The sequence below is a fragment of the Aquirufa esocilacus genome (assembly GCF_042715595.1).
Taxonomy (GTDB): Bacteria; Bacteroidota; Bacteroidia; order Cytophagales; family Spirosomataceae; genus Aquirufa; species Aquirufa esocilacus.
Genome location: NZ_JBBKXX010000002.1, coordinates 611,530 through 632,922, shown reverse-complemented (window position 1 = coordinate 632,922; position 21,393 = coordinate 611,530). Strand labels below are relative to the sequence as shown.

Genomic DNA, 21,393 nt, shown 5'->3' with positions numbered 1-21,393 from the left:
GATAATTGATAATTTATTGAACGGGGTATTAAACCAATATCGACACGTTCCAGCCATTAACATACATCCAGTCTTTCGGAGATTTGCTGAAAATATTCTCGAGACCATATATCTAAATCTTGAGGGTTTGGTATAAATCGAATTACATCTTGTTTGACCATATTGATATTAACCGTTGAAATTTTCAAAGACAGTAATTCCATCAATTGACTTTTTGTCATCGATTCTTGAGCCCAGTCTCCACTTTCTAGCGCTCTTTGACAAAAATGGGATAGGTTAAGTTTGATTCCCTTTTTAATGTACCATTCCATGTCATACCAGTCGCGTCCTTTAACTCTGGTCTTCCATTTGCGAAAAAGTAGCGCATGCATTTTACCCGCAAACAGATCTGGAAGTGTCAAGCAATTCACGTAGAAAGAAAATGGTTTTGTCAGAAGTTTATTTTCTGTTCCAAATCGAAGAGGTGGATTCGTATCAATTTCCAGCTTAATTTTAATGCTTGGTTTATTGGAAAGCTTGATCTGCGGAATCGTACCATCAAATATCAATTCACTCCACAGTGTTTCTGATTTTAGAAAGGCTGAATCGATATTCGAAATCGTAGATTTCAATTTCTGATTCAAACTTACTTTCAATCCAAGAGCATCAAACTCATCTAAAATAGATTTAAAATAACCATCGAATTCAAAATCTGTGTTTTTTTGTAACAAGGAAAAGTCTAGATCTTCTGAAAATCGATTTAACCCGTGAAATATTCTAAGAGCAGTACCCCCGTAAAAGGCCGCATGTTTAAAAAAATTAGCTCTATATAATCCTGCCAAAGCAATTTCCTGCATTATCTCTCTTAGTGCTTGCTCGGTATCTTGAATGTTATTCGGTTCATAAGATTCTATCCACTCTTTGATCATAATTCTGCGATTGATTCGATTAGATTCTTAAAACTAGGTCGTTTAGGGCAAATAGGCAGCCAATTCACCATTTCTCTTAAATTCAACTTTCTCAATTGGTCTTTTTCAATTCGTAAGTCCTCTACTAGAAAAGTTATTGCTTGTTTTTTACTCCTAAGATTTACCCCTGCAGTTGTAATAACTTTATCACAAATACATTTTTCTGGACTAGCTATTAAAACAGTTTGCTTAGCCGTCAATTGCAAAGACTTGATTCCAAGGGGATAGTAGGCAAAAGGCAAATGGGTGAAGCTATATTTAGTCGATTTTTCAAGTATAAAGCTTTTAGACGGTTTATTGGTGACACTTGTAATTTCAAAAACACGCTCAGGAATAAATCCCCAATAAAACAACGCTGAATCGAGAGAAATGTAGCTAGGTCCAAGCAAATGATTCGCGATTAAAAATGGTTCGGGTCTATGCGTACTTATTAAAGAAGTGGTGATATAAAGCCCCTTTCTCAATTGAACAAGATCTCCCTTATTCACTAATTCCATGATTTTATCATAGGGCCTATTATAATCCCTTAATAAATTAAGTAAAACTTGTGTGCTAATGGGCTGATCCACATATTCCATTAGAAGTATTCTGACATCCATATGTCAAAATTACCTATTTAATTCGGAAATAATCCGAATTAAATTAAATTATTTTACATTTTATGCTAAATTATTGACTACAATTCGGAATTCAAAGATAATGCCAAGTGATTTAACTTGACATTTGACTATTTCTTTTTAGAAATAGAAGAAGTCGAATTCGCTTGAGGAAGATTTTGAATAATTCCCGCCTTGGTCAAGAAATGCAAAGCAGATTCAGGGGATTTAGTCGCCTGTGCGGTTGCCTTATGAATAGCATCGATTTGAATCTTGATCGTATTTTGAGTCATTGCTATTGAATTTTACCGTAGTAGATTTATTGTCCAATAAAGGTAACAAAATATCACGAGGCCTCACTATCAACAAACTGATAATCCCCCCTAAACAAAAAAGCCCGCCATCCAGCGAGCTTCTTTTAACAAAATCTAATTCAAAATCAATGCGCCACCCCCTTACTAAAAATTACTGAAGTAAAAGTCCTCACCACTATCACCAAATCAAACCAAACCGACTTTCTTTCCAAATACTCTTTCTCCAGCGCCACCTTAGCCTCAATAGAGATTTCATCACGCCCGTTAACCTGTGCCCAACCGGTGATTCCTGGCTTCAGTTTGTCTACCCCTGCTGCGACCCGTAAGGCCATTAAATCGTCTTGGTTATACAAGGCCGGTCTCGGCCCCACAAATACCATTTCTCCTTTGATAATGTTGATGAGATTTGGTAATTCGTCCAAACTCAATTTCCGCAATACCCCTCCTATTCTCAACAAATAGGACGCAGGGTTTTCTAATAAATGTGTCGCGATATTCGGGGTATTCTTCTTCATGCTTCTGAACTTGTAGATGTTGAAGAAAATATAATTAATGCCTACTCGTTTTTGTTTGAAGAATATTGGTGATCCGTCTTCTATGAATATGGCCAATGCAACCATTAGAAAGATAGGGAACAAAACTAAAAACACTATTGCCGCAATAATTCTATTCATTGATTTTAAAACCTTTTAGAACTGGGGTTGGATTCCAATTGAATGCTTTTCGAGCCTTTGAATCATCAAAAGTCAGTGTAGATGTAATTTTAGATAATTTATAGGAATTAATTGGGAAAATATCTTTAAGTAAATCACCAATTATTGCCAATATATTAGCTATAAATAGAGGCATATTGGGGACAAATGATTTACCAAAATTTTGTGATATACTTTTACTTAACTCATTAAATGTTGGATGTATTCCATCAGTTAAATTGTATATACCACCAACCTCTGCCGCATCTAAAATATATTTAGCAATATCAGATGCTAATACCATACTCTTTTTTGCATTACCCCCAGCTATATTAAAATAATACCCATTTTTAATCCCGTATATCAGTGAACCTAAATTCCCTGGGGGATTCGCCCCTACAACAAGTGGTAATCTGAGAATGGTACAAGTAACATTATAATGCTCACACCACTTTTTTACAATATCTTCAGTGTCAATCTTACTTCGACCATAAGGATCTCTAGCAATTAATGGACTAGTCTCATTAATATTTTCACCTTGAGTTAATCCATAAACACTTACAGAACTAATAAACACAAAGCGCTTAGGTGGAAATTTAGATAACCCATTTAATAAACTTTTTGTGCCTATTACATTTACATTATAGAAGGAAGCTATTTCTTCTTTAGATTTTGGAATAATATGCGCTTTGCCTGCATTATGTATCACTGTTTCAAATTCACCTTTAAAGCAAGGTGTGTTTACAGATAAATCAACCTCGTAATCACTATTACTTCTATTGAGCGTTTTAACACTCATTGGCGGCAAATTTTGAATTAAATATTTACCGAGAAAACCATTACTTCCTGTTAACAAAATCAATTTAAATTGAATTTAAATCGTTTAAAGAAGTGATCCCTTTAAAATCTAAATTCGACTTTATGAAATCCTCGGGAATTCCGATATCAATAAAATAACCATTGGCAACAAAAGCTAATAATTTCAATTTAGAAAGATTAAGAAATAAAAAATCCTTTTCAAACGAAAATGGAATATTAAGTGGCATGTCCATTAAAACATTCTTTTTAATAATTATATACCCACAATTTATGAATCCTCTTTTTTGAAATTTCTTTTCCTCGAAGCTATTTATAACATTGTTTTCATCAAACTTCACTACTCCATATCTGTCGAAATTTTCCATATATTTCAATGCTATTGATATATCTGAATTTTGATCAATATGCTTTGACAAAAATTGATCTAAATCAAATCCAAAATAAGTATCAGCATTAATAATTAAAACATTATGCTCTCGACACTTTTCTAATCCAAGTCTTATTGCGCCTCCTGTAAATAGGGGATCCTCTTCTATTGAATAAGTAGCATTTAATTTAGGATAATTTGTTTTTATAAATTCAATTATAACTTCTGATTTATACCCCAGGGAAAAAACAAAATGATTATAATTATAACTAATTAGACTATCTATGACGTATGATAAAAAGGGGTTTCCAGAAACTTCAGCTAAGCACTTAGGCAAATCACTTACTACGGATTTCAATCTTGTCCCAAAGCCCCCTGCTAAAATAATAACTTCTTTCATTTACCGTAAAAATTTATAAGTAAATCGAATTACACCAACGGGCATATTTCTTAATATAATTCTAGTAATTCGATGAAATAGGTAAATGGGATATGAAAAAAAACCAATTCTATAAATATACTCCAAGCATTCCAATTCCCCTTTTAAATATTTTTTACCTCTTCTTCTTGAATATAAAGCATTTCCTGTTCTAGCCTTAACTAATTGAGTTTCCAAATTGATTGTATAATAATCGTTTTTGAAAAAAGTAGTAAATAAAGCATAGTCTTCATTTGACCCAACATTTGGGTAAGAACCTAATTCTAATGCAACTTTACGTCTATATGCAGCAGTTGGATGATTAATTGGATTTCTCATTTTAGCATATTTTAATATATCTAAATAAGACAAGGGCACTCTCCTTATTTTTGGCTCACCTTTCAGATTTTCATCATACTCTGCTAATTGACCAGACAATAAAGCTAAATTAGGATCTTTTTCAAATTCTGCCATTTGAACTTCAATTCTATTCGGCTCACTAAAATCATCAGTATCTATCCTAATAATTATTTCATTTTTAGCAATCTTTAAGCCCAAATTTAAACAGGCTACAAAACCTTTTTCATTTTTTGCATTGACAAGAATTAATACATTTTTGCCAAAGTATTGCTCCCATTTATTTAAAATATCATTTAATTCTGCAGATAATTCTCCCTCTACTACTATTATAATTTCATCAGCTTTTCTAGTTTGATTAGCTAAAGATGATAATGTAGTTTCAAGGTATACAGAAGATTCCTTATAAAACAAGGACATTAAAACACTTGACTTACAAGTCATTTTCAAAACATTTCATCATAATGTGAACCCAAATCATATGAATATCTTCAGAAATTTGCATATCATTGAAATTTGCATTTATTGAGTAATCAGTGATTTCTTTAAGTTTACCCCCCATAAAACCAGTAATTCCTATGGTTATTGCTAATTTTTCCTTTGCAAGTTCCATAGCAGATAATACATTTTTCGAATTTCCACTACCGCTGATTCCTATAACTATATCTCCTTGTTCTACAAAATTTTCTAATTGTTCCTTGAAAACAACATCATAACCTACATCATTACTATATGCTAACAATGTTGGAATATTATCATTTAAGCAAATAACTCTAAATCTTTCTTTTTTACCGTATGATACACCCTTATTAATATCACAAGCAAAATGTGTTGCTGTAGATCCACTACCTCCGTTACCAAAAATAAAGATGCGCTTCCCTTTTGAACGAGCTTCTCTCAATACGCTAGCAACATTAGTAAATTCTTCAATTTTTAAAGATTGAATAGTTGAAACTAAATTTGTTAAGTAGTTTTTAACTGTATTTTCCATTTTTAATATATAATTTTTGTTCCTGAATTATCGAATTTAAATTCTGTATAAGTTAAATCTCTTAATGCATTTTTTACTTTCGTATGTTTATCCGGTTTAACGTAAAATAATAAAAAACCTCCTCCGCCTGCTCCGAGCAATTTACCCCCCATCGCACCAGCATTAATTGCTAAATCATAATAATGATCAATGACCTCACTTGAAATGCCTGATGCAAGTTCTTTCTTTAAGATCCACCCCTTATGTAGACTTTCACCTAAAGCATCAATTTCTCCTTTTAAAATTTCAGATTTAAGCTCATAAGCTAATTTTACCATTTTACTTAAATTCTCAATCTTTTTCCCATCTTCAATATTTTGTTTCTGCTCCCCCAAAACGCTTGAAGCGCTTCTTGTATTTCCTAAATAAAAAAGCAACAAATTATTGGACATTGTGTCACTTTTTTCAACATCCAAATGGATTTTTTCTACATTCACAGTATTGTCCTTATTAAATTCAATGAAATTTAATCCTCCTACTGCACATGCATATTGATCCTGTTTTCCTATTGGCTCTTTTAAAATATCTATTTCAATTTTACAGGCCAAATCAGCAATTGACTCTCTTGACATGTACATACCTTTAAACGTACAACATAAATTTATAAGACCAGAAGTAAATGAAGAAGAAGAACCCATACCTGTACCAGAAGGTAAATCTGCACTACTATTGAAATCTACTCCCGTGATGTCAAAGTGTCTAAAAACTTCTCTAATTATTGGATGCTTGATATCAGTTATTGTATCAACTAACTCATTCTTTGAATATTTTAAAAAATATTTATTACCGATAAAATAACTATGCATTGATAAATAAATATATTTATCAATGCTCGTGCTTAAAACAGCCCCTCCGTGGTTTAAATAATACGAAGGAAGGTCACTGCCACCACCTACAAAACTAATCCTAAATGGGGTTTTACTTATTACCATATTTCTTTAATTAATGACTTAACTGTCAACTCAACGGCTTCTTTTGAATTAAATTTTGGAATCCATTTAGTACTTAATATTTTATTTATATCATAAGAGAATTTGGGAACATCACCTTTCCATCCACGATCACCACCTGTGTAAGAGATTTTTGACCCCAATCCGATATTTTCAACAACAATACGAGCAATTTCAGAAACATTTATAGTGTCAATTCCTCCGATATTGAAAATATCAACTTTATCCACTTTGGCATCCCAAGCACATTGAATTGCTCTAATTAAATCTTTTACATATAAATAAGACTTCTCTTGCCTACCATCACCAAGGACAACTAATTCAGTATGATTTACTTTTAACTTATTAATAAAATCATAAATTACTCCATGTGTTGAATATTCTCCAATAACATTCGGAAACCTCACTATCAAAGACTCAATATCATAATTATAAGCAAATGATGAAATAAAAGCTTCAGATGCAAGCTTTCCAGCACCATAATGTGAAATTGGTAAAATAGGACCAAAAGATTCATCAATTATATTTTCCCCAACCTCTCCAAAAATTGCAGATGTAGAAGCAAAAATAAATTGTTTAATGTGATTAATTCTTAGTTGTTCTAAAACATTCCATGTTGTATTGAACGTATTATTATAATCTATACTTGGATTCGTAAAACTTCTACTAATATCCGAATTAGCTGCCAGGTGGTATACTAAAGAAAAGTCGTATTGTTTAAAAATTAGAGCTAAATCGTGTTGATTAGTTAACTCTACTTTATGAAAAGCAAAATTTGCCTTGTTATAAAATTTTGATATATTTTTATCATCACACATTGAAAGATTATCAACTGCAACTATAAAATTTCCAGAATTTTCAATTAGTACTTCTATCAAATGTGTGGCAATAAATCCCGCTCCACCAGTAATTAATATATATTTCATCTTAAAAATAACAATTTAAATCCGTCAATAATTCCAACATTAATCCTAGCAAAATAATGTTTTGAAACAAAAATTGGGTAGTAAAAATATTTCACAAAGTATTTAATAAAATTATTCACTTTCCAATAAAATGGCACATGATTTTGAAAACATAAATAAATAAAGTTCCTATATTGAAAATAAATTCTAAATGGACTAGAAATAGAAATCCTAATTCCGAAAAAAGACTTATCTCCCTCTCCTAATGAATGAAATAAACTAGCATTCTTTGTTAAAGATAAAATATAATTATAAGACTTAGCTCTCCAACACCACTCATGATCAACACCATCTATAAATAAAATATCATTCATTGTACCAACTGTCTTGAAAACAGAGATATCAATTAAAGTCCCTGAACTTATTAATTCATTACAGAATAAAACATTTGAGTCTAAATCAAAATGTGAAAACTTTCTAAATCGAGGAGCGTAAGGAATCCCCGATTCAGCATTAATCGCCTGTGGGCCAATTGCTGCTATGTTAAACCCAGAATTTCTTACTTTGAAAAAATCACGAATTAAAATTGAAACCATTTCAGGAGACGAAAAACTATCCTGATCCAACAAAAGAATAAAATCTGCACCATCACTAAGTGCATATTCTATCCCTAAATTTTGAGCTTGTGCTATACCTCCAACATTATTATTAAAATAATAAAAATCAATTATACCATCAAAATTGTCCTTATCAATCTCACACTGAGAATTATCAATGACAATCACCTTAGATACTTGATTTCTTATTGAATACAAATTACTTAAACAAGAATCAAAGTCTGGATTATATAAAACAATTAATGCGTAAACTTCCATTTATTACATTTAGATAAATAATTGTACTGTATAATATTTAAAACCATAATAACAACAATATGATTAGTGTCCAAAATGTATGGATTAGAAAATGAATATAATATATAACTAACATAGATTACTAATAAAGAGTAATTTTTATAATTTCTATAAACAAAACCAATATTTAATAAAATAAAAAAAGAAAATAAAATAACCCCCATTTGATCTAAAAAGTACAATGGTTGAATTTCAAAATAAATAGAATCTCTATAATCTCTAGTATAACTTTGAACATTAAGCGTAGTTCCTAAGCCATTCCCAAACAAAATAGAAAATGGATTATTTGTCAAATGATCTAATAAATACTTTTTTTGCTCAAATCTCTCAAATATAGAGTCATCTAATTTTGAATTAATTTTTTCAATAACAAAACCAATAATTGTAGAAGAAAGAACAATTAACAATAAAAAAACAACAAAAATCTTTAAGTAAGATTTATAGTTTTTTTTTAAGTTCAATAAAAATAAAAGTGTGTGAAAAAAAAAAATTGAAATCAGAAAAGCAAAATTTCCAGCAAATATTGTAGAAATCAAAAAAATTATTCTTAATAACCTTTTATTGACCCATACAATAGTAACCACCATATAAGTAAATGGCAATAGAGCATTACCTTTTATCTGAATATGATAAAAAGTTCCATTTGAGTATATTGAACCCCATTCATAAAATTTTACAATACTTTGCAAAATGGCGACATTTTCACCATTGTCAAAGAAAAGACAAATTATTTCAACAAAAATCACAAAAAGAGCTTGTAATAAAACAATAGCAACAAAATAGTATAAACTTCTTATTGGTATTTTATTCAAATAATACGCCAACAATATAGACAATATAATAATAAAAAATCTAACAGAATATTCTAATTTATTAGATTGTAATAAAACTGAATATCCCAAATGGAGAATTAATATGAAAATAAAAAAAACTAAAAATTCATCTAATAAAGATAAAGCAGCAACTCTAATTTTATATAAACAAAAATATGATAAGAAAACACCCACCAAACTAATATTCATTAGTAATGAAAAGGACGAAAAAGGAATTTGCCTCGTTAGAATAAAAACAAGACCAAAGAAGAACAAATTCATAAGTCTATATAACCAATTATTCATATTAAATAAATCGAGATTGCTCAATTTTCTTGTGCTTTAAAAAAATATAGCGAGCAACCGGAAGCCACCATAAATAGGATGATAAAAACCCGATAAAAAGATATTTATAATCAAAATAATTGCCCACAAAAAGAAAAATACTAATAATATACAATGACAATATAAATGATGGTAAAACAAATGGCTCAATTTTAAAGCCTCGTATATATGTTGCCCAAGAATTTACTAACAATTGAAAAAAATATGCTAAAAAAAGAAATATTATAGATTGAAGATCTAGAAACCTTTTTAATAGATTTGACAACATTAAAACATCGCTTTTGATACGAAAAAATGATAAGAACACAACAAATAAAATCAGATAAGAAAGGATCGCGTATACCATTCTTTTATCAAATAATTCATCTAATTTAATAAATCTCCTTTTTGCAATCAAAGAATTAATCTTGGGATTAATAGTATAAATCCATATATTGCTTATTTGAAAAATGGAATTTATTAAAGCTAAAGTAATTCCGATTTTACCAGCAATAATTGAACCATAATAAAAATGCGAAAGGGGGATAAACATTTGAAGTATAAAAAATCCACTTGCGAAACTTATAGCATACCTCCTAAATAGCGGAATAAATGCTCCATACCAATCATAAACACCACCTTTAGAAAAGGCAATTAACTTAATTAGTGTTTTATAATTCTTATAAAGTATAATCAATAATAAATAACAAGAACTTATTATCATACCTATAGCCAAAGCATAAAGAGTTTGGTTTAACAACAATAACAACACTGTTAAAACCAAACTAATAATAGAAGATATTAACCTTTGCTTTTGGACAAAAGAAATTTTATTCATCCCCTCAATAAAAGAAATAAACACATTAGCAATAAATGCCAATACAGTTCCTAATGAATATATTATCCACGGAATTATATATTCCAAAACTTTATCATCTCTATGTAAATAATAGACCCCAACTAAAAAGATTAAAGGATAAAGGAATATTAAAGCTCTCAATGTCCAATTAATTACAAACTTCAATAATAAACCATAAGTAATTAGATCAGATTCTGAACCTTCAATTATATTGTTGATTTCTCGAAATTTAACATACTCATGAGCTGAAAATTGTAAAATAATATTTGTAAAGCCCAAATCAGCAAGCACACTGAATGCTGTAATACCCCCAAATAAATACCAATAGCCTTGCTCTTCTGGATTTAGATAAATCGATATAAGTAACATAGTTAGCGGTCCAGTTACCAGTCGAAAAAAAAGATTAACAAATGAATAAAAAATATCTAAATGAATAATTTTCATATTGCAACATTAAATATTTTTAAAATCAGGACATAGCATTTTCTAAATATTACTGACTTCTGTTCCAACCTAATAAATCTTCTAAGCACTAACCTGTCTGAATATTTAATAACATTATCATAAGATTGATAAAATTCTTTTGCTTGGTTTATTTGTTTGACTAAGTATGAACTGTCTTGATAAAAAAATGAAATCAGTACGTCAAATAAGTTTCTTTTAATTGTTTTTGTAACATTATGATTGTGCTGCCTATATTTAATACAATTATGATCAAGCAAAATAATTTCACCTGAAATTAACGCGATTAAACTAATCCAATGATCGTGCATTAAAGCATTATCTCCCAAATCTCCTAATATTAACTTTAAACGCTTATTAAAAAACATTGAACACCCAATATTTCTATTCCATACTAACAATTGTTTAAAGGAGTTTTTTACAGATAATAAACCAGTATAATTTAAAAATGAACTATCTATCACGTTTAAATTAGAATCAACAAGAGTTACATCGTGAACAATTAAATAAGGTTTACTTGAAAATAACTCATATTTTTTCATCAAAGAAAATTGAGTCTCTAGTTTACTAGGCTCCCAAAAATCATCTTGATCACACAATGCAATATAATCACCACTACATAACCTAATAGCTTTATTGAAATTTTTTATAACTCCTAAATTTTCATAATTTTTAAATAATTTAATTTCAGGAAAATCTAACATTAATTCTTCAATAATACTTATTGTGTTATCGCTAGAGTTATCATCAGATATAATTATCTCTGAGGCAGCTAAAGTCTGATTTACAATAGATAAAATTTGCTCCTTAATATATTTATCGCCGTTGAAAGTAGCTATTGCAACTGAAATCATAAATTAATTTTACCCATATTATTAAACAACCCATCAATTACCCCTCTTAAAATGTAGTTAAATTTCAACAATAAATTATCCTCAACAATAATCATATTTAAAAGTTTAACAAATGAATCCTTAAAATATAACCAGAATACTTCCCGGCGATTTTTAATTAAATAAACTCGATTTCTGGCAATATAATACTTTCTGATAAATGAATGATTGTCACTTGTAAAATGCCTTCCAAATATTGTTTTAGATTTTTTCGTTCCCAATAGATGATTTAAAACTATTGAATTACTTTTTTTTAACTTGTACCCAAATTGTAATACTCTGAATGTGAAATCGCCATCTACTTCATCAATAAATAAATTTTCATCAAACCCTGAAACTTGATTCCATATATTCAAATTAATAATAGAACCAGAGGTATAAAACTGATAATTATCTGAATCTTCACCAAAGTATAATGGAGCAATAATAGCAGTTAAATCATCTATTACACTAAGTTCTGTTAAATAATCTTTAAAATCTCCTATAGAAAAGGAACTATCTTGGTCCATAGTAAGAAGATACTTATATCCATCCAGTATAGCAATTTTACAAAAATAGTTTAAGGCAAATGCAATCCCCATATTATCTAGGAAACTTACATAAACAACTTTTTCTGAGATAGAATTATAAATAAGTTCATTGTCAGAACCATTATCGGAATTATCGAATATGTACAACCTGTCTAACTCAGGAAGATATGTATAAATATTCTTGAAAACATCCTGATAATCTGAATTATAAATAACGACAAGACCCGCAATTTTTATCATTTTAACAATTTATTAACAAAGACTCTTGAGATTAACCTAAAATCAAAATGAATTATAATAATTATAAATATTCGAATAAATATATTACTAAAACTACATCTGAGAATAAATTGGCTAACGAATGTTATATAATTCTTGATAATTGTATAAAAACCAACTTTTTTTGACAAAATGCCATAATGATTGCATACAGATTCATCTTCAACCATTTTTTTATAAAATACTGTAACTAACCCTAATGTTCTTCTAATTAAAATTTTCAGTAAATTAATTTTATCAAAATAAGATATTGGAAGAGAGCACAAATGATTTACATATTTTAAAAACATACTAAACCTTTCTTCAGGAAAAAAATAGATATTATTTTGAGCTGTAGAGAAAGAAAAAGATTTTACTAAATTAGTATCGCTAGAGGTTTCCCCGAAAAAAAAAGGAAAATTAACTTTTGCAGATTTTCCTAATAAGCACAAATTAGTTACGATAAATTCAAAAGGGAATACTCCATATTTTAAATTATTAGTATAATCATTCTCTTTTAATAATTGGCGTAATAAAGTATTGTTAAAAAAATATCCAGTTGGATGTCTTGATAGGTAAGCTAAATTAGCTAATCCAGTTCTCCCTTTATTAAAAATTAAATTAGGTTCTATTGAAAGCGCATCTATTGCAATAATACCAGTAGATAAATTGCTATTAATTTTTAGAAATTCAATAATCTTTGGCAATTCTAATACATTAATTGAATCTTTATCTGTACAGAATATTACAAATTCCCCTCGTGCAAGAGAAATTGATTTAATATAATTCGGAATAGCACCAATATTTTCCTTATTACTGAAAATTCTTAATCTTGAATCACGAATGTATGAAAGTTTTTCAAAAGTACTATCTAACGAGTTATTATCTGAAACAACAACTTCAATACTATCACCAACAAATTTCAACAAATCATAAATTAATCTTAATAATTTAGTTTCACGATTATAAGTTGAGATACAAAAACTAATAACAATTTTTTCCAAAACTAATTATTTTACAATCTTTCTAATAAGAACTTTTAACGCATAAAATGTGAAATAGTAATAAAAATAAAGATGTCCAAAATACCGGCGATATATGATTGAGAAAGCTCCTTTTAAATCATAATTGCTCTCATTTTTTTTTATTAATAAATTGAATGCATTATAAAGAATATATTTTTTAAATATATCTTTCTTAATCCACAAATATAATTTTAATGAAATTTTATTGTCAAAAACATAATTTTCCCAAATGCAAAGGTAATTTTCAACAAATACTTGAAAAAAATTATATCCTCCATTTGATCTTACATCTTTACCATCAGAAAATACACGCTCATTCACCAATAGATTTTTTTGACTATTTATTGTTGCTGTTAAATATAACGGAACAATTGTTAAAAATGTGCCGTGGTAGAGGTCAAAACAATAATTTTCAATATACTTTTTATTAACAATATTTGAAGTTATATATGTTATCCAGTAGCTTACCTCTTTTAGAAATAACTCTGAATCGCAGAAAACTATATCAGAAATTTCGTCACCGCCCCTAGTATTTAAATGAATTAGTCCATAATCCTGATCAACTAATTTAAATAGTAATTTTTCAAGCATTCCATCGATTAGATAATCATCATCACCAAGTACAAGAATATATTTACCAATAGCGCTTTTGTAACATTGTGCAAAATTACCATCCATTCCTATATTTGTAGAATTCCTAATATAGCGAATTTGCATTCCTCTTATTATAAATTCATCAACTATTTCTCTAGTATTGTCTAATGAGTTATTGTCGGATATAATTATTTCAACTGGTAAACCCTTATCATAAACTTGCTTAAATAATTCATTTAAATTTCCTCTTAAAGCTTTTGATCTATTATAAGTGGGTATACATATAGAAAGAAGTATTTGTTTTTGCATTTAATTCTCAACTTGAATGAAATTTTATACGAAATCGATATTCTAATTTTGCAACCATTCTATCATATTATTTATTCCACTCTTTTTATCAATTTTAGGTAACCAATTTATTAATGACTTAACTTTGCTATTGTCAGCAATAAATACCTTTTGGTCACTTTCACGCCATTGTAATTGTTTATATACCATTTTAATATTTAGGATATTTTCCAATAATTCAAATAATTCTACCAAGGATAAGCTATTTTCTACGCCCCCGCCTATATTAAAAACCTGACCATATGCATTAACATTATCTTTTGCAGAAAAATATAGATTAACAACATCAGAAGAATGTAATACATCCCTTACTTGTTTCCCATTTCCTGAAATAGTAAACGGTTCACTGTTTCTGCTATTTTTAAAATCTAATGCCTGTTGACAAAACCAACCAACCCATCCTTGATCATAGGTTGAATGCTGATTGCTTCCATACATTGAAGAGTGTCTAAAAACAACTGTTTTAATTCCAAAAATCCGGTAATAATCAATTAAATATTGATCAGCAGCTCCTTTAGAACAACCATAAGGCGAGGAGAAATTTAGAGAAATTGACTCAGGAAATCCATTAGGATATTCATTGCAAACGTATCGTGTATTTTCTTCTTTGAAATTAAATTGTTCAAAATCCCCATAAACTTTATTGGAAGAAGAATACAGTACAATAGATTCAGAAGAATATTTACGTATAGAATCAAGTAAATTAAATGTTCCTAAAGCATTAACCTCAAAATCTAATCGAGGATTTGCAATTGATGTAGTCATTGCAACTTGACCTGATAGATGAAATACATAATCTGGCTTCACCTCCTTTATTACGGTTTCAACATCGTTCAAATTTCTAATGTCAAATGGGAAAAATTTAAACTGCCCTTTAGACTTTAACCATTCTAAATTAGCAGAACTCCCAAAACGGGATAAATTATCAATAATAAATAATTCGTCATTTTGCTTCAAAACTTCGGCAGCAAGATTTGAACCAATGAATCCACAGCCTCCTGTTATCAAATATTTCATCTAATTATGTTATTATTAATTATTTAAATAATTTCTAATTACTCCAACGATATAATCGTAATGACTTTCATTTAATCCTGGCCAAACGCCTAACCAGAACGATCGATTCATGATTATGTCTGTATTTGTTAAGTCGCCAACAACACGATGAGAAATATTAGAATAAGCAGGTTGTCTTAATAAATTTCCAGCAAACAATAAACGAGTACCTATTTTATTTTCTTCTAAATGCTGTACTAACATATGACGATCATTTGCGTCACCCTCACGTAACGTAATTAAAAACCCAAACCAGGATGGGTTTGAATTTGGAGTGATTTCAGGTAATATAAATACATCTTCAAATTCTTTCATCTTATTATATAATATCCCGAAATTTTCTCTACGCTTTTCAACAAATCTATCTAATTTTTTAAATTGTGAAAGCCCCAATGCCGCTTGCATATCAGTAACTTTTAAGTTAAATCCAATATGTGAATAAGTATATTTGTGATCATATCCATAAGGTAAACTTCCTAATTGTTGCCCGAATCGGCAACCACAAGTGTTATCTTTCCCAGGTTCACAATAACAATCTCGACCCCAATCCCGAAAACTCTCAGCTATTTTAGCTAGAACTGGATTATTAATCAACACAGCTCCACCCTCACCCATTGTAATATGATGTGCCGGATAGAACGAAAAAGTTGAAATATCTCCAAACGTTCCTGTTTTTTGGCCATTATATGTCGCACCTAACGAATCGCAATCATCTTCAATTACCCAAAGATTATACTTCTTAGCAACACGCATAACTTCATCTAAATCAAATGGATTACCTAATGAATGTGCAATCATTATTGCTTTAGTCTTTGTACTTATAGCTTGTTCTAATAATTCAACCTTAACATTATGCGTTGCTATATCTACATCAATAAAAACTGGAACAGCGCCAAATTGGATAATAGGATTAACGGTAGTTGGAAAACCAGCGGCAACAGTTATAACCTCATCACCTGGCTTTATAGCTCTTTCCCCTAATTTTGGAGAAGTTAGAGTATAAAAAGCAACTAAATTTGCTGATGAACCTGAGTTTACCAGTAATGCTTTTGGCGCCTTGAAATATCTTGCAAAATCAATTTCAAACTGATTAGAAAATCTTCCAGCAGTTAACCAACCATCAGCAACTGATTCAATACATAAAAGCAAATCATCCTCTTCAATAATTTTACCTGTAACAGGAATATAATCTACTCCCGCAATTGGTTCTTTAAATGTTTTTAAATTTATCTCAATATTTCCCATGATTTATTATTTGTTTATTTTGAGTTTTACGATGTTTTGTATCCCCTCGTCCAATGTTACTTTAGGGTGCCAGCCAAATGATTTCAATATAGATATATCTGCCTTTGAATACATTATTTCACCTGGTCGTGTAGGTAAATACCCGAAATTAAGTTTGGTGAAATTATTCTTTAGCTTATCTTTAATCAATAAAACCATATTTTTTAAGGATATCGTTTCAGAAGAACCAATAGGGATATCAGTTAATGTTTTGACTTTGTCCAAATTTTCTACAATACAATAAAATGCGTTGGAAATATCATCAATATAAATAAAATCCCTCAACTGATCGCCCTTTGAGAATTCAATTGACTCCGCATTGTTATACATCTTAATAAAAACACTTGTCACAAACTTATTTTCGTCATCATTGGGTCCATAAAAATATTCTGGTATTGCATTAATAATCTTTATATAATCAGAATAATATTTAAACCAATCCTTTAATTGTGATTTTGAAAGAGAGTAAAAATTTAATTCTCTAGGTAGTGATGTATCAGTATTAATAAAAAATTGGACCTTATGTTTAATTGCGATTTCCAATAACTTTATAGGAAACATCAAATTTGATTCAAGCATTAAATTAAGGGTCTCATTTTTCCGACCATAACAAGTAGCTGTATGTATAACGCCACATATGGATTCGTTTTCAAATAAATTCTCTAATTTATTTGATTCATCTATATTGACTAAATTAACGCTATTACGAAATTCTTCTATTCTAGTTAGTGACGATTTATTTCTAATTAAAATAGATATCTTAATCCCTTTTAATAAAAATAATTTAATTAAACTACTTCCCAAATAACCTGTACCACCAGAAACAACTACATGCATATTAACAATTTATAAAATTCATTATTTGCTCTTCGGTAAATTCATTTATGGAGCTAGAATTTGCAATAAAAGCCTTATACCAGTCTAAAGTATAATTAATAGTTTTTATTGCATTAAACTTCGGAATCCAATTCAACTCAGATTTAACTTTACTTATATCAAGCTTGAGTAAGCCCGCTTCATGTGGTTGATTAATTTGTTTTTCAACCATAAATTCTCCAGAACCCCAAGAATTAATTGCTAATTCTAACATATTTTCCACAGACAATGCGTCTTCTGCTTGAGGACCAAAATTATATGCACTTGAATATTCAATAGGTTGTTTTTCTAAATAAACACCCAAGGTAAGATATCCTAATAAGGGCTCCAAAACATGCTGCCATGGTCTTACAGAATTAGGATTCCGTATTGAAATTGGTTTTTGGTTAATCAAAGAACGAACAATATCTGGTATTAATCTATCTTTAGCCCAATCTCCACCACCGATTACATTCCCCGCACGTGCAACTGCAATTCCTTTCAAATGATCCTCGTATTTCAATATGTTAAAAAATGAATTGCGATATGATTCAATGATCAATTCAGAGCAAGCCTTACTAGCACTGTACGGATCATAACCTCCTAAACGATCACTTTCACGATATGGATATATCCACTCATAGTTGTGATAAACTTTATCTGTAGTAATTAATATTATGCTACATTTTTTATTCAAAAGCCTAGCAGAATCCAGAACATTAGCTGTTCCAATTGCATTAACTTCAAAAGTTTCAACAGGGATTTCATATGATAATCTTACTAAAGGTTGTGCCGCCAAATGAAAAATAAAATCTGGTTGAAAATCAAGAATTTCTTTTTCAAGCTTTTTTTTGTTTCTTAAATCTCCAATAATTGAATCACATAAATCATTACCACCAATTAAGTTAAATAAGTCATTTGATGTCTGTGGCTCTAGGGCGTAACCTTTTATTTCTGCTCCTAATAATGATAAAATCTTCAGCAACCACGATCCTTTAAACCCAGTATGACCTGTTAAAAATATTTTTTTACCGCAGTATAGATTAACTAACTCTTGAAAATTTACCATGTTTTCCATTTTGCTTTACCATTATTCCACATTTCTTCTAACTCAATACGATCTCTTAATGCATCCATACATTTCCAAAATCCAAAATGTTTGTAAGCTGCCAATTGATTGTTAGAAGCTATTTCCCCTAAAGGACCTTTCTCCCATTGCACATCATCCATATCCTCAGTTAAATATTCAAATATTCCGGGTTCTAAAACAAAAAAACCGCCATTAATCCACATCCCATCTCCTGCAGGCTTTTCAACAAAAGTCGCAACTTCTCCAAAATCATTTATTTCAAGATTCCCAAACCTCCCAGGCACTTGAACACTGGTAAGTGTAGCTAATCGGCCATGAGAATTATGGAATGCTAGTAATTTATTAAAATCCACATCAGCAACACCATCACCATATGTTAACATGAATCGTTCATTATTGACATATTTTTGGATACGTTTTAATCTCCCTGCAGTATTTGTGTGTAAACCAGTATCAATAAGAGTAACTTTAAATGACTCTGTTTCAGAAAAATGTACACTTATATTGTTATTTGCTAATTCTATTGTTACATCAGAATTATGCAAGTAATAGTTATAAAAATATTCTTTTATATATGTCGCCTTATAACCCAAACATATGATAAATTCATTATAATCAAAATGCTCGTACATTTTTAATATGTGCCATAATATAGGTTTCCCCCCTATTTCTACCATTGGCTTGGGTCTTGCCTCTGTTTCTTCCATCAATCTGGTACCGAAACCACCAGCGAAAATTACTACTTTCATATTCTATAAATTAATTTACTTTAATGACAAGTTCATTAGTTATTGGATAACTACAACAAAGCAAAAATTCATCTGTATTTAAATCTTTTCTTTCTTGAGATAACCCAATCATTTTCAAATTTCCTTTTACAACAGTTGCCTTACAACTATTACAAATACCTGTTTGACAAGAATAGGGTATTTCCAAATTGTGATCCAGTGCACTATTTAGTACAGATTTTCCTTTGGGGCCAAATATCTTAACTTGATCTCCATTAAAATAAAAATTGATCATGCTGTCTTTAACACCATCTAATTCTTTAGGGTCAATTAAAATTTGAAATTCTTCACTATAGATAGCTGATTCAGAAATTGATAGTTCAAGTAAAGAATTTTTAACGGCTTCTTTTAACCCTTTGGGACCACAAATATAATGTTGACTCTCTTCACCTTCAGAATTATTAGAAACTAAATCAGATACAAAACTTGAAGAAATACGTCCATAAAAACCATCCTTTTCGTCTAACGACAATTCTTGACTAAAAAAAAGAGTAACATTAAACTCTGATTTGTATTTTTTCTGCAGCTCAAGTATTTTCTCCAAAAATATCGTTGACACTTTATACTTATTCCCATAAACCAAATGAATTTTAGCACTAGGTTGTGAGCTTAGTATTTCTTTAGCTAAAGAAAAGAGTGGAGTAATTCCACTCCCTACACCCCATAAATAAATCCTAGGATTTACATTAACAGGGAGATATATGAAATCTCCCGTTGGCCCCACTACCTCAACTACATCTCCTACTTTTATTTCATTTAAAATATAATTCGAGACTATTCCTTTGGGCACTCGTTTCACAGTTACGTCTAAAGTAGAATCAACAGAAGGCGCAGAGGAAAAGGAATAAGGTCGAGAGTATCTTCGTCCATTAATTTTAAAAATTAATGTCATGTATTGCCCCGCTTGGTATTTCATTTTTCTCAAACCAGGCTGTTTGAAACAAATTGTAATTGTATCATCTGTTTCATTTCTAATATCTTGTATGGCTAAAGTATATTGTTCCACTTTTTACTTTTTAAAAGTATTTATTATATTTTAGTAATATTTTTTAAATATGACCCATACCCACTTTTAGAATATTTGTCAGCTAAAACAAGTAGTTGTGTTTTATCAATAAAACCCATTCTGTATGCTACTTCCTCAATACATCCTATCTTTTGGCTTTGTCTTTTTTCAATCACTCTAACAAACTCACAAGCGTCTGCCAAAGATTCAAAAGTTCCTGTGTCTAACCAAGCAGTACCCCTATTCATGATTCCTACTTGTAATTGCTTTCGCTCTAAATATACTTTGTTCACATCAGTTATTTCATATTCTCCTCTTGGGGAGGCGGGAATGTTTTTAGCAATCTCTACTACTTGGTTATCGTAAAAATACAAACCCGGCACTGCAAAATTTGACTTTGGTGATATCGGTTTTTCTTCAAGTGACAAAGCTTTATTGTTTTTATCAAACTCGACAACTCCATAGCGATCTGGGTCATTCACTTTATAAGCAAACACTGCAGCACCTTCAACATTATTAAAAGATTGAACGAGCTTGCTAAAACCAGCCCCATAAAATATATTGTCTCCTAGGACTAATGCTACTTTATCGTTACCAATAAAATCAGCCCCAATTACAAATGCTTGTGCTAAGCCATTAGGGATTTCCTGTACAGCATAACTAAAACTGCACCCGATCTCCGATCCATTGCCCAAAAGTCTTTTAAACTGACCGCTGTCTTCAGGGGTTGTAATAATTAATACTTCCTTTATTCCAGCAAGCATCAAAACAGACAATGGATAATAAATCATTGGCTTGTCATAGATAGGCATTAGTTGTTTACTTATACCTTTTGTTATTGGATATAATCTAGTGCCGGAACCGCCTGCTAATATAATTCCTTTCATATACTAATTTGAT

Annotated in this window: 24 protein-coding genes; all 24 read right to left on the bottom strand. The window is 29.9% G+C overall.

Going from position 1 to position 21,393, the window contains the following annotated elements; all coding sequences use genetic code 11:
- Positions 1-56: 56 nt before the first annotated feature.
- Entirely contained in the window at positions 57-908 is an 852-nt protein-coding gene (locus SKC37_RS08210) for a nucleotidyl transferase AbiEii/AbiGii toxin family protein (RefSeq protein ID WP_377981015.1), read from the bottom strand.
- Positions 905-1,525, bottom strand: a complete 621-nt coding sequence (locus SKC37_RS08205) for a type IV toxin-antitoxin system AbiEi family antitoxin domain-containing protein (RefSeq protein ID WP_377981014.1) — start codon at positions 1,523-1,525, stop codon at positions 905-907. Before SKC37_RS08205 ends, SKC37_RS08210 begins: the two co-directional genes overlap by 4 nt.
- 149 nt (positions 1,526-1,674) lie before the next feature.
- Positions 1,675-1,836: a hypothetical protein gene (locus SKC37_RS08200; RefSeq protein ID WP_377981013.1), complete on the bottom strand. Its 162-nt coding sequence runs from the start codon at positions 1,834-1,836 to the stop codon at positions 1,675-1,677.
- A gap of 146 nt (positions 1,837-1,982) precedes the next feature.
- Positions 1,983-2,531 (bottom strand): sugar transferase, encoded by a 549-nt coding sequence (locus SKC37_RS08195; RefSeq protein ID WP_377981012.1) that lies wholly within the window; start codon positions 2,529-2,531, stop codon positions 1,983-1,985.
- The gene (locus SKC37_RS08190; RefSeq protein WP_377981011.1) at positions 2,524-3,405 is read right to left on the bottom strand and encodes an NAD-dependent epimerase/dehydratase family protein; all 882 of its coding nucleotides are present in this window, start codon (positions 3,403-3,405) and stop codon (positions 2,524-2,526) included. The genes SKC37_RS08195 and SKC37_RS08190 overlap by 8 nt, the downstream gene beginning before the upstream one ends.
- A 7-nt stretch (positions 3,406-3,412) precedes the next feature.
- Positions 3,413-4,135 (bottom strand): nucleotidyltransferase family protein, encoded by a 723-nt coding sequence (locus SKC37_RS08185; protein WP_377981010.1) that lies wholly within the window; start codon positions 4,133-4,135, stop codon positions 3,413-3,415.
- A complete protein-coding gene (locus tag SKC37_RS08180; protein ID WP_377981009.1) occupies positions 4,136-4,954 on the bottom strand; it encodes a glycosyltransferase in 819 nt (272 codons plus the stop codon). It lies immediately after the preceding gene.
- On the bottom strand, positions 4,944-5,501 hold the full coding sequence (locus SKC37_RS08175) for a D-sedoheptulose-7-phosphate isomerase (RefSeq protein WP_377981008.1): 558 nt from the start codon (positions 5,499-5,501) through the stop codon (positions 4,944-4,946). The genes SKC37_RS08180 and SKC37_RS08175 overlap by 11 nt, the downstream gene beginning before the upstream one ends.
- Before the next feature lie 2 nt (positions 5,502-5,503).
- Positions 5,504-6,472 (bottom strand): GHMP family kinase ATP-binding protein, encoded by a 969-nt coding sequence (locus SKC37_RS08170; protein WP_377981007.1) that lies wholly within the window; start codon positions 6,470-6,472, stop codon positions 5,504-5,506.
- Positions 6,466-7,416 (bottom strand): NAD-dependent epimerase/dehydratase family protein, encoded by a 951-nt coding sequence (locus SKC37_RS08165; RefSeq protein WP_377981006.1) that lies wholly within the window; start codon positions 7,414-7,416, stop codon positions 6,466-6,468. Before SKC37_RS08165 ends, SKC37_RS08170 begins: the two co-directional genes overlap by 7 nt.
- A complete protein-coding gene (locus SKC37_RS08160; protein WP_377981005.1) occupies positions 7,413-8,270 on the bottom strand; it encodes a glycosyltransferase family 2 protein in 858 nt (285 codons plus the stop codon). The genes SKC37_RS08165 and SKC37_RS08160 overlap by 4 nt, the downstream gene beginning before the upstream one ends.
- Positions 8,252-9,427: a hypothetical protein gene (locus tag SKC37_RS08155; RefSeq protein ID WP_377981004.1), complete on the bottom strand. Its 1,176-nt coding sequence runs from the start codon at positions 9,425-9,427 to the stop codon at positions 8,252-8,254. The genes SKC37_RS08160 and SKC37_RS08155 overlap by 19 nt, the downstream gene beginning before the upstream one ends.
- 1 nt (position 9,428) lies before the next feature.
- Positions 9,429-10,748 (bottom strand): hypothetical protein, encoded by a 1,320-nt coding sequence (locus SKC37_RS08150; protein ID WP_377981003.1) that lies wholly within the window; start codon positions 10,746-10,748, stop codon positions 9,429-9,431.
- Positions 10,745-11,620, bottom strand: a complete 876-nt coding sequence (locus SKC37_RS08145; protein ID WP_377981002.1) for a glycosyltransferase family 2 protein — start codon at positions 11,618-11,620, stop codon at positions 10,745-10,747. Before SKC37_RS08145 ends, SKC37_RS08150 begins: the two co-directional genes overlap by 4 nt.
- The gene (locus SKC37_RS08140) at positions 11,617-12,429 is read right to left on the bottom strand and encodes a glycosyltransferase family protein (RefSeq protein ID WP_377981001.1); all 813 of its coding nucleotides are present in this window, start codon (positions 12,427-12,429) and stop codon (positions 11,617-11,619) included. The genes SKC37_RS08145 and SKC37_RS08140 overlap by 4 nt, the downstream gene beginning before the upstream one ends.
- The gene (locus tag SKC37_RS08135; protein WP_377981000.1) at positions 12,426-13,451 is read right to left on the bottom strand and encodes a glycosyltransferase family 2 protein; all 1,026 of its coding nucleotides are present in this window, start codon (positions 13,449-13,451) and stop codon (positions 12,426-12,428) included. Before SKC37_RS08135 ends, SKC37_RS08140 begins: the two co-directional genes overlap by 4 nt.
- Before the next feature lie 6 nt (positions 13,452-13,457).
- Positions 13,458-14,375, bottom strand: coding sequence for a glycosyltransferase family 2 protein (locus tag SKC37_RS08130; protein ID WP_377980999.1), 918 nt, complete (start codon positions 14,373-14,375; stop codon positions 13,458-13,460).
- 42 nt (positions 14,376-14,417) lie between these two features.
- On the bottom strand, positions 14,418-15,431 hold the full coding sequence (locus tag SKC37_RS08125) for an NAD-dependent epimerase/dehydratase family protein (RefSeq protein WP_377980998.1): 1,014 nt from the start codon (positions 15,429-15,431) through the stop codon (positions 14,418-14,420).
- A 15-nt stretch (positions 15,432-15,446) separates the two neighbouring features.
- On the bottom strand, positions 15,447-16,715 hold the full coding sequence (rfbH, locus tag SKC37_RS08120; RefSeq protein WP_377980997.1) for a lipopolysaccharide biosynthesis protein RfbH: 1,269 nt from the start codon (positions 16,713-16,715) through the stop codon (positions 15,447-15,449).
- A gap of 6 nt (positions 16,716-16,721) precedes the next feature.
- Entirely contained in the window at positions 16,722-17,591 is an 870-nt protein-coding gene (locus SKC37_RS08115; RefSeq protein ID WP_377980996.1) for an NAD-dependent epimerase/dehydratase family protein, read from the bottom strand.
- Position 17,592: 1 nt separating this feature from the next.
- Complete coding sequence (rfbG, locus tag SKC37_RS08110) at positions 17,593-18,687, bottom strand: CDP-glucose 4,6-dehydratase (protein WP_377980995.1); 1,095 nt, start codon at positions 18,685-18,687, stop codon at positions 17,593-17,595.
- On the bottom strand, positions 18,672-19,448 hold the full coding sequence (rfbF, locus tag SKC37_RS08105) for a glucose-1-phosphate cytidylyltransferase (protein ID WP_377980994.1): 777 nt from the start codon (positions 19,446-19,448) through the stop codon (positions 18,672-18,674). Before rfbF ends, rfbG begins: the two co-directional genes overlap by 16 nt.
- A 10-nt stretch (positions 19,449-19,458) precedes the next feature.
- Positions 19,459-20,493, bottom strand: coding sequence for a flavin reductase family protein (locus SKC37_RS08100; RefSeq protein ID WP_377980993.1), 1,035 nt, complete (start codon positions 20,491-20,493; stop codon positions 19,459-19,461).
- A gap of 23 nt (positions 20,494-20,516) precedes the next feature.
- Positions 20,517-21,380, bottom strand: a complete 864-nt coding sequence (gene rfbA, locus SKC37_RS08095) for a glucose-1-phosphate thymidylyltransferase RfbA (protein WP_377980992.1) — start codon at positions 21,378-21,380, stop codon at positions 20,517-20,519.
- Positions 21,381-21,393: the final 13 nt, after the last annotated feature.

What these genes read in the sequence shown, in the direction of transcription:
- SKC37_RS08170 (WP_377981007.1), bottom strand. Translation starts at nt 6,472, where the DNA reads ATGGTAATAAGTAAAACCCCATTTAGGATTAGTTTTGTAGGTGGTGGC.
- SKC37_RS08160 (WP_377981005.1), bottom strand. Translation starts at nt 8,270, where the DNA reads ATGGAAGTTTACGCATTAATTGTTTTATATAATCCAGACTTTGATTCT.
- SKC37_RS08165 (WP_377981006.1), bottom strand. Translation starts at nt 7,416, where the DNA reads ATGAAATATATATTAATTACTGGTGGAGCGGGATTTATTGCCACACAT.
- rfbH (WP_377980997.1), bottom strand. Translation starts at nt 16,715, where the DNA reads ATGGGAAATATTGAGATAAATTTAAAAACATTTAAAGAACCAATTGCG.
- SKC37_RS08155 (WP_377981004.1), bottom strand. Translation starts at nt 9,427, where the DNA reads ATGAATAATTGGTTATATAGACTTATGAATTTGTTCTTCTTTGGTCTT.
- rfbF (WP_377980994.1), bottom strand. Translation starts at nt 19,448, where the DNA reads ATGAAAGTAGTAATTTTCGCTGGTGGTTTCGGTACCAGATTGATGGAA.
- SKC37_RS08115 (WP_377980996.1), bottom strand. Translation starts at nt 17,591, where the DNA reads ATGCATGTAGTTGTTTCTGGTGGTACAGGTTATTTGGGAAGTAGTTTA.
- SKC37_RS08185 (WP_377981010.1), bottom strand. Translation starts at nt 4,135, where the DNA reads ATGAAAGAAGTTATTATTTTAGCAGGGGGCTTTGGGACAAGATTGAAA.
- SKC37_RS08195 (WP_377981012.1), bottom strand. Translation starts at nt 2,531, where the DNA reads ATGAATAGAATTATTGCGGCAATAGTGTTTTTAGTTTTGTTCCCTATC.
- rfbG (WP_377980995.1), bottom strand. Translation starts at nt 18,687, where the DNA reads ATGGAAAACATGGTAAATTTTCAAGAGTTAGTTAATCTATACTGCGGT.
- SKC37_RS08150 (WP_377981003.1), bottom strand. Translation starts at nt 10,748, where the DNA reads ATGAAAATTATTCATTTAGATATTTTTTATTCATTTGTTAATCTTTTT.
- SKC37_RS08140 (WP_377981001.1), bottom strand. Translation starts at nt 12,429, where the DNA reads ATGATAAAAATTGCGGGTCTTGTCGTTATTTATAATTCAGATTATCAG.
- SKC37_RS08180 (WP_377981009.1), bottom strand. Translation starts at nt 4,954, where the DNA reads ATGACTTGTAAGTCAAGTGTTTTAATGTCCTTGTTTTATAAGGAATCT.
- SKC37_RS08130 (WP_377980999.1), bottom strand. Translation starts at nt 14,375, where the DNA reads ATGCAAAAACAAATACTTCTTTCTATATGTATACCCACTTATAATAGA.
- SKC37_RS08175 (WP_377981008.1), bottom strand. Translation starts at nt 5,501, where the DNA reads ATGGAAAATACAGTTAAAAACTACTTAACAAATTTAGTTTCAACTATT.
- rfbA (WP_377980992.1), bottom strand. Translation starts at nt 21,380, where the DNA reads ATGAAAGGAATTATATTAGCAGGCGGTTCCGGCACTAGATTATATCCA.
- SKC37_RS08200 (WP_377981013.1), bottom strand. Translation starts at nt 1,836, where the DNA reads ATGACTCAAAATACGATCAAGATTCAAATCGATGCTATTCATAAGGCA.
- SKC37_RS08205 (WP_377981014.1), bottom strand. Translation starts at nt 1,525, where the DNA reads ATGGAATATGTGGATCAGCCCATTAGCACACAAGTTTTACTTAATTTA.
- SKC37_RS08125 (WP_377980998.1), bottom strand. Translation starts at nt 15,431, where the DNA reads ATGAAATATTTGATAACAGGAGGCTGTGGATTCATTGGTTCAAATCTT.
- SKC37_RS08210 (WP_377981015.1), bottom strand. Translation starts at nt 908, where the DNA reads ATGATCAAAGAGTGGATAGAATCTTATGAACCGAATAACATTCAAGAT.
- SKC37_RS08145 (WP_377981002.1), bottom strand. Translation starts at nt 11,620, where the DNA reads ATGATTTCAGTTGCAATAGCTACTTTCAACGGCGATAAATATATTAAG.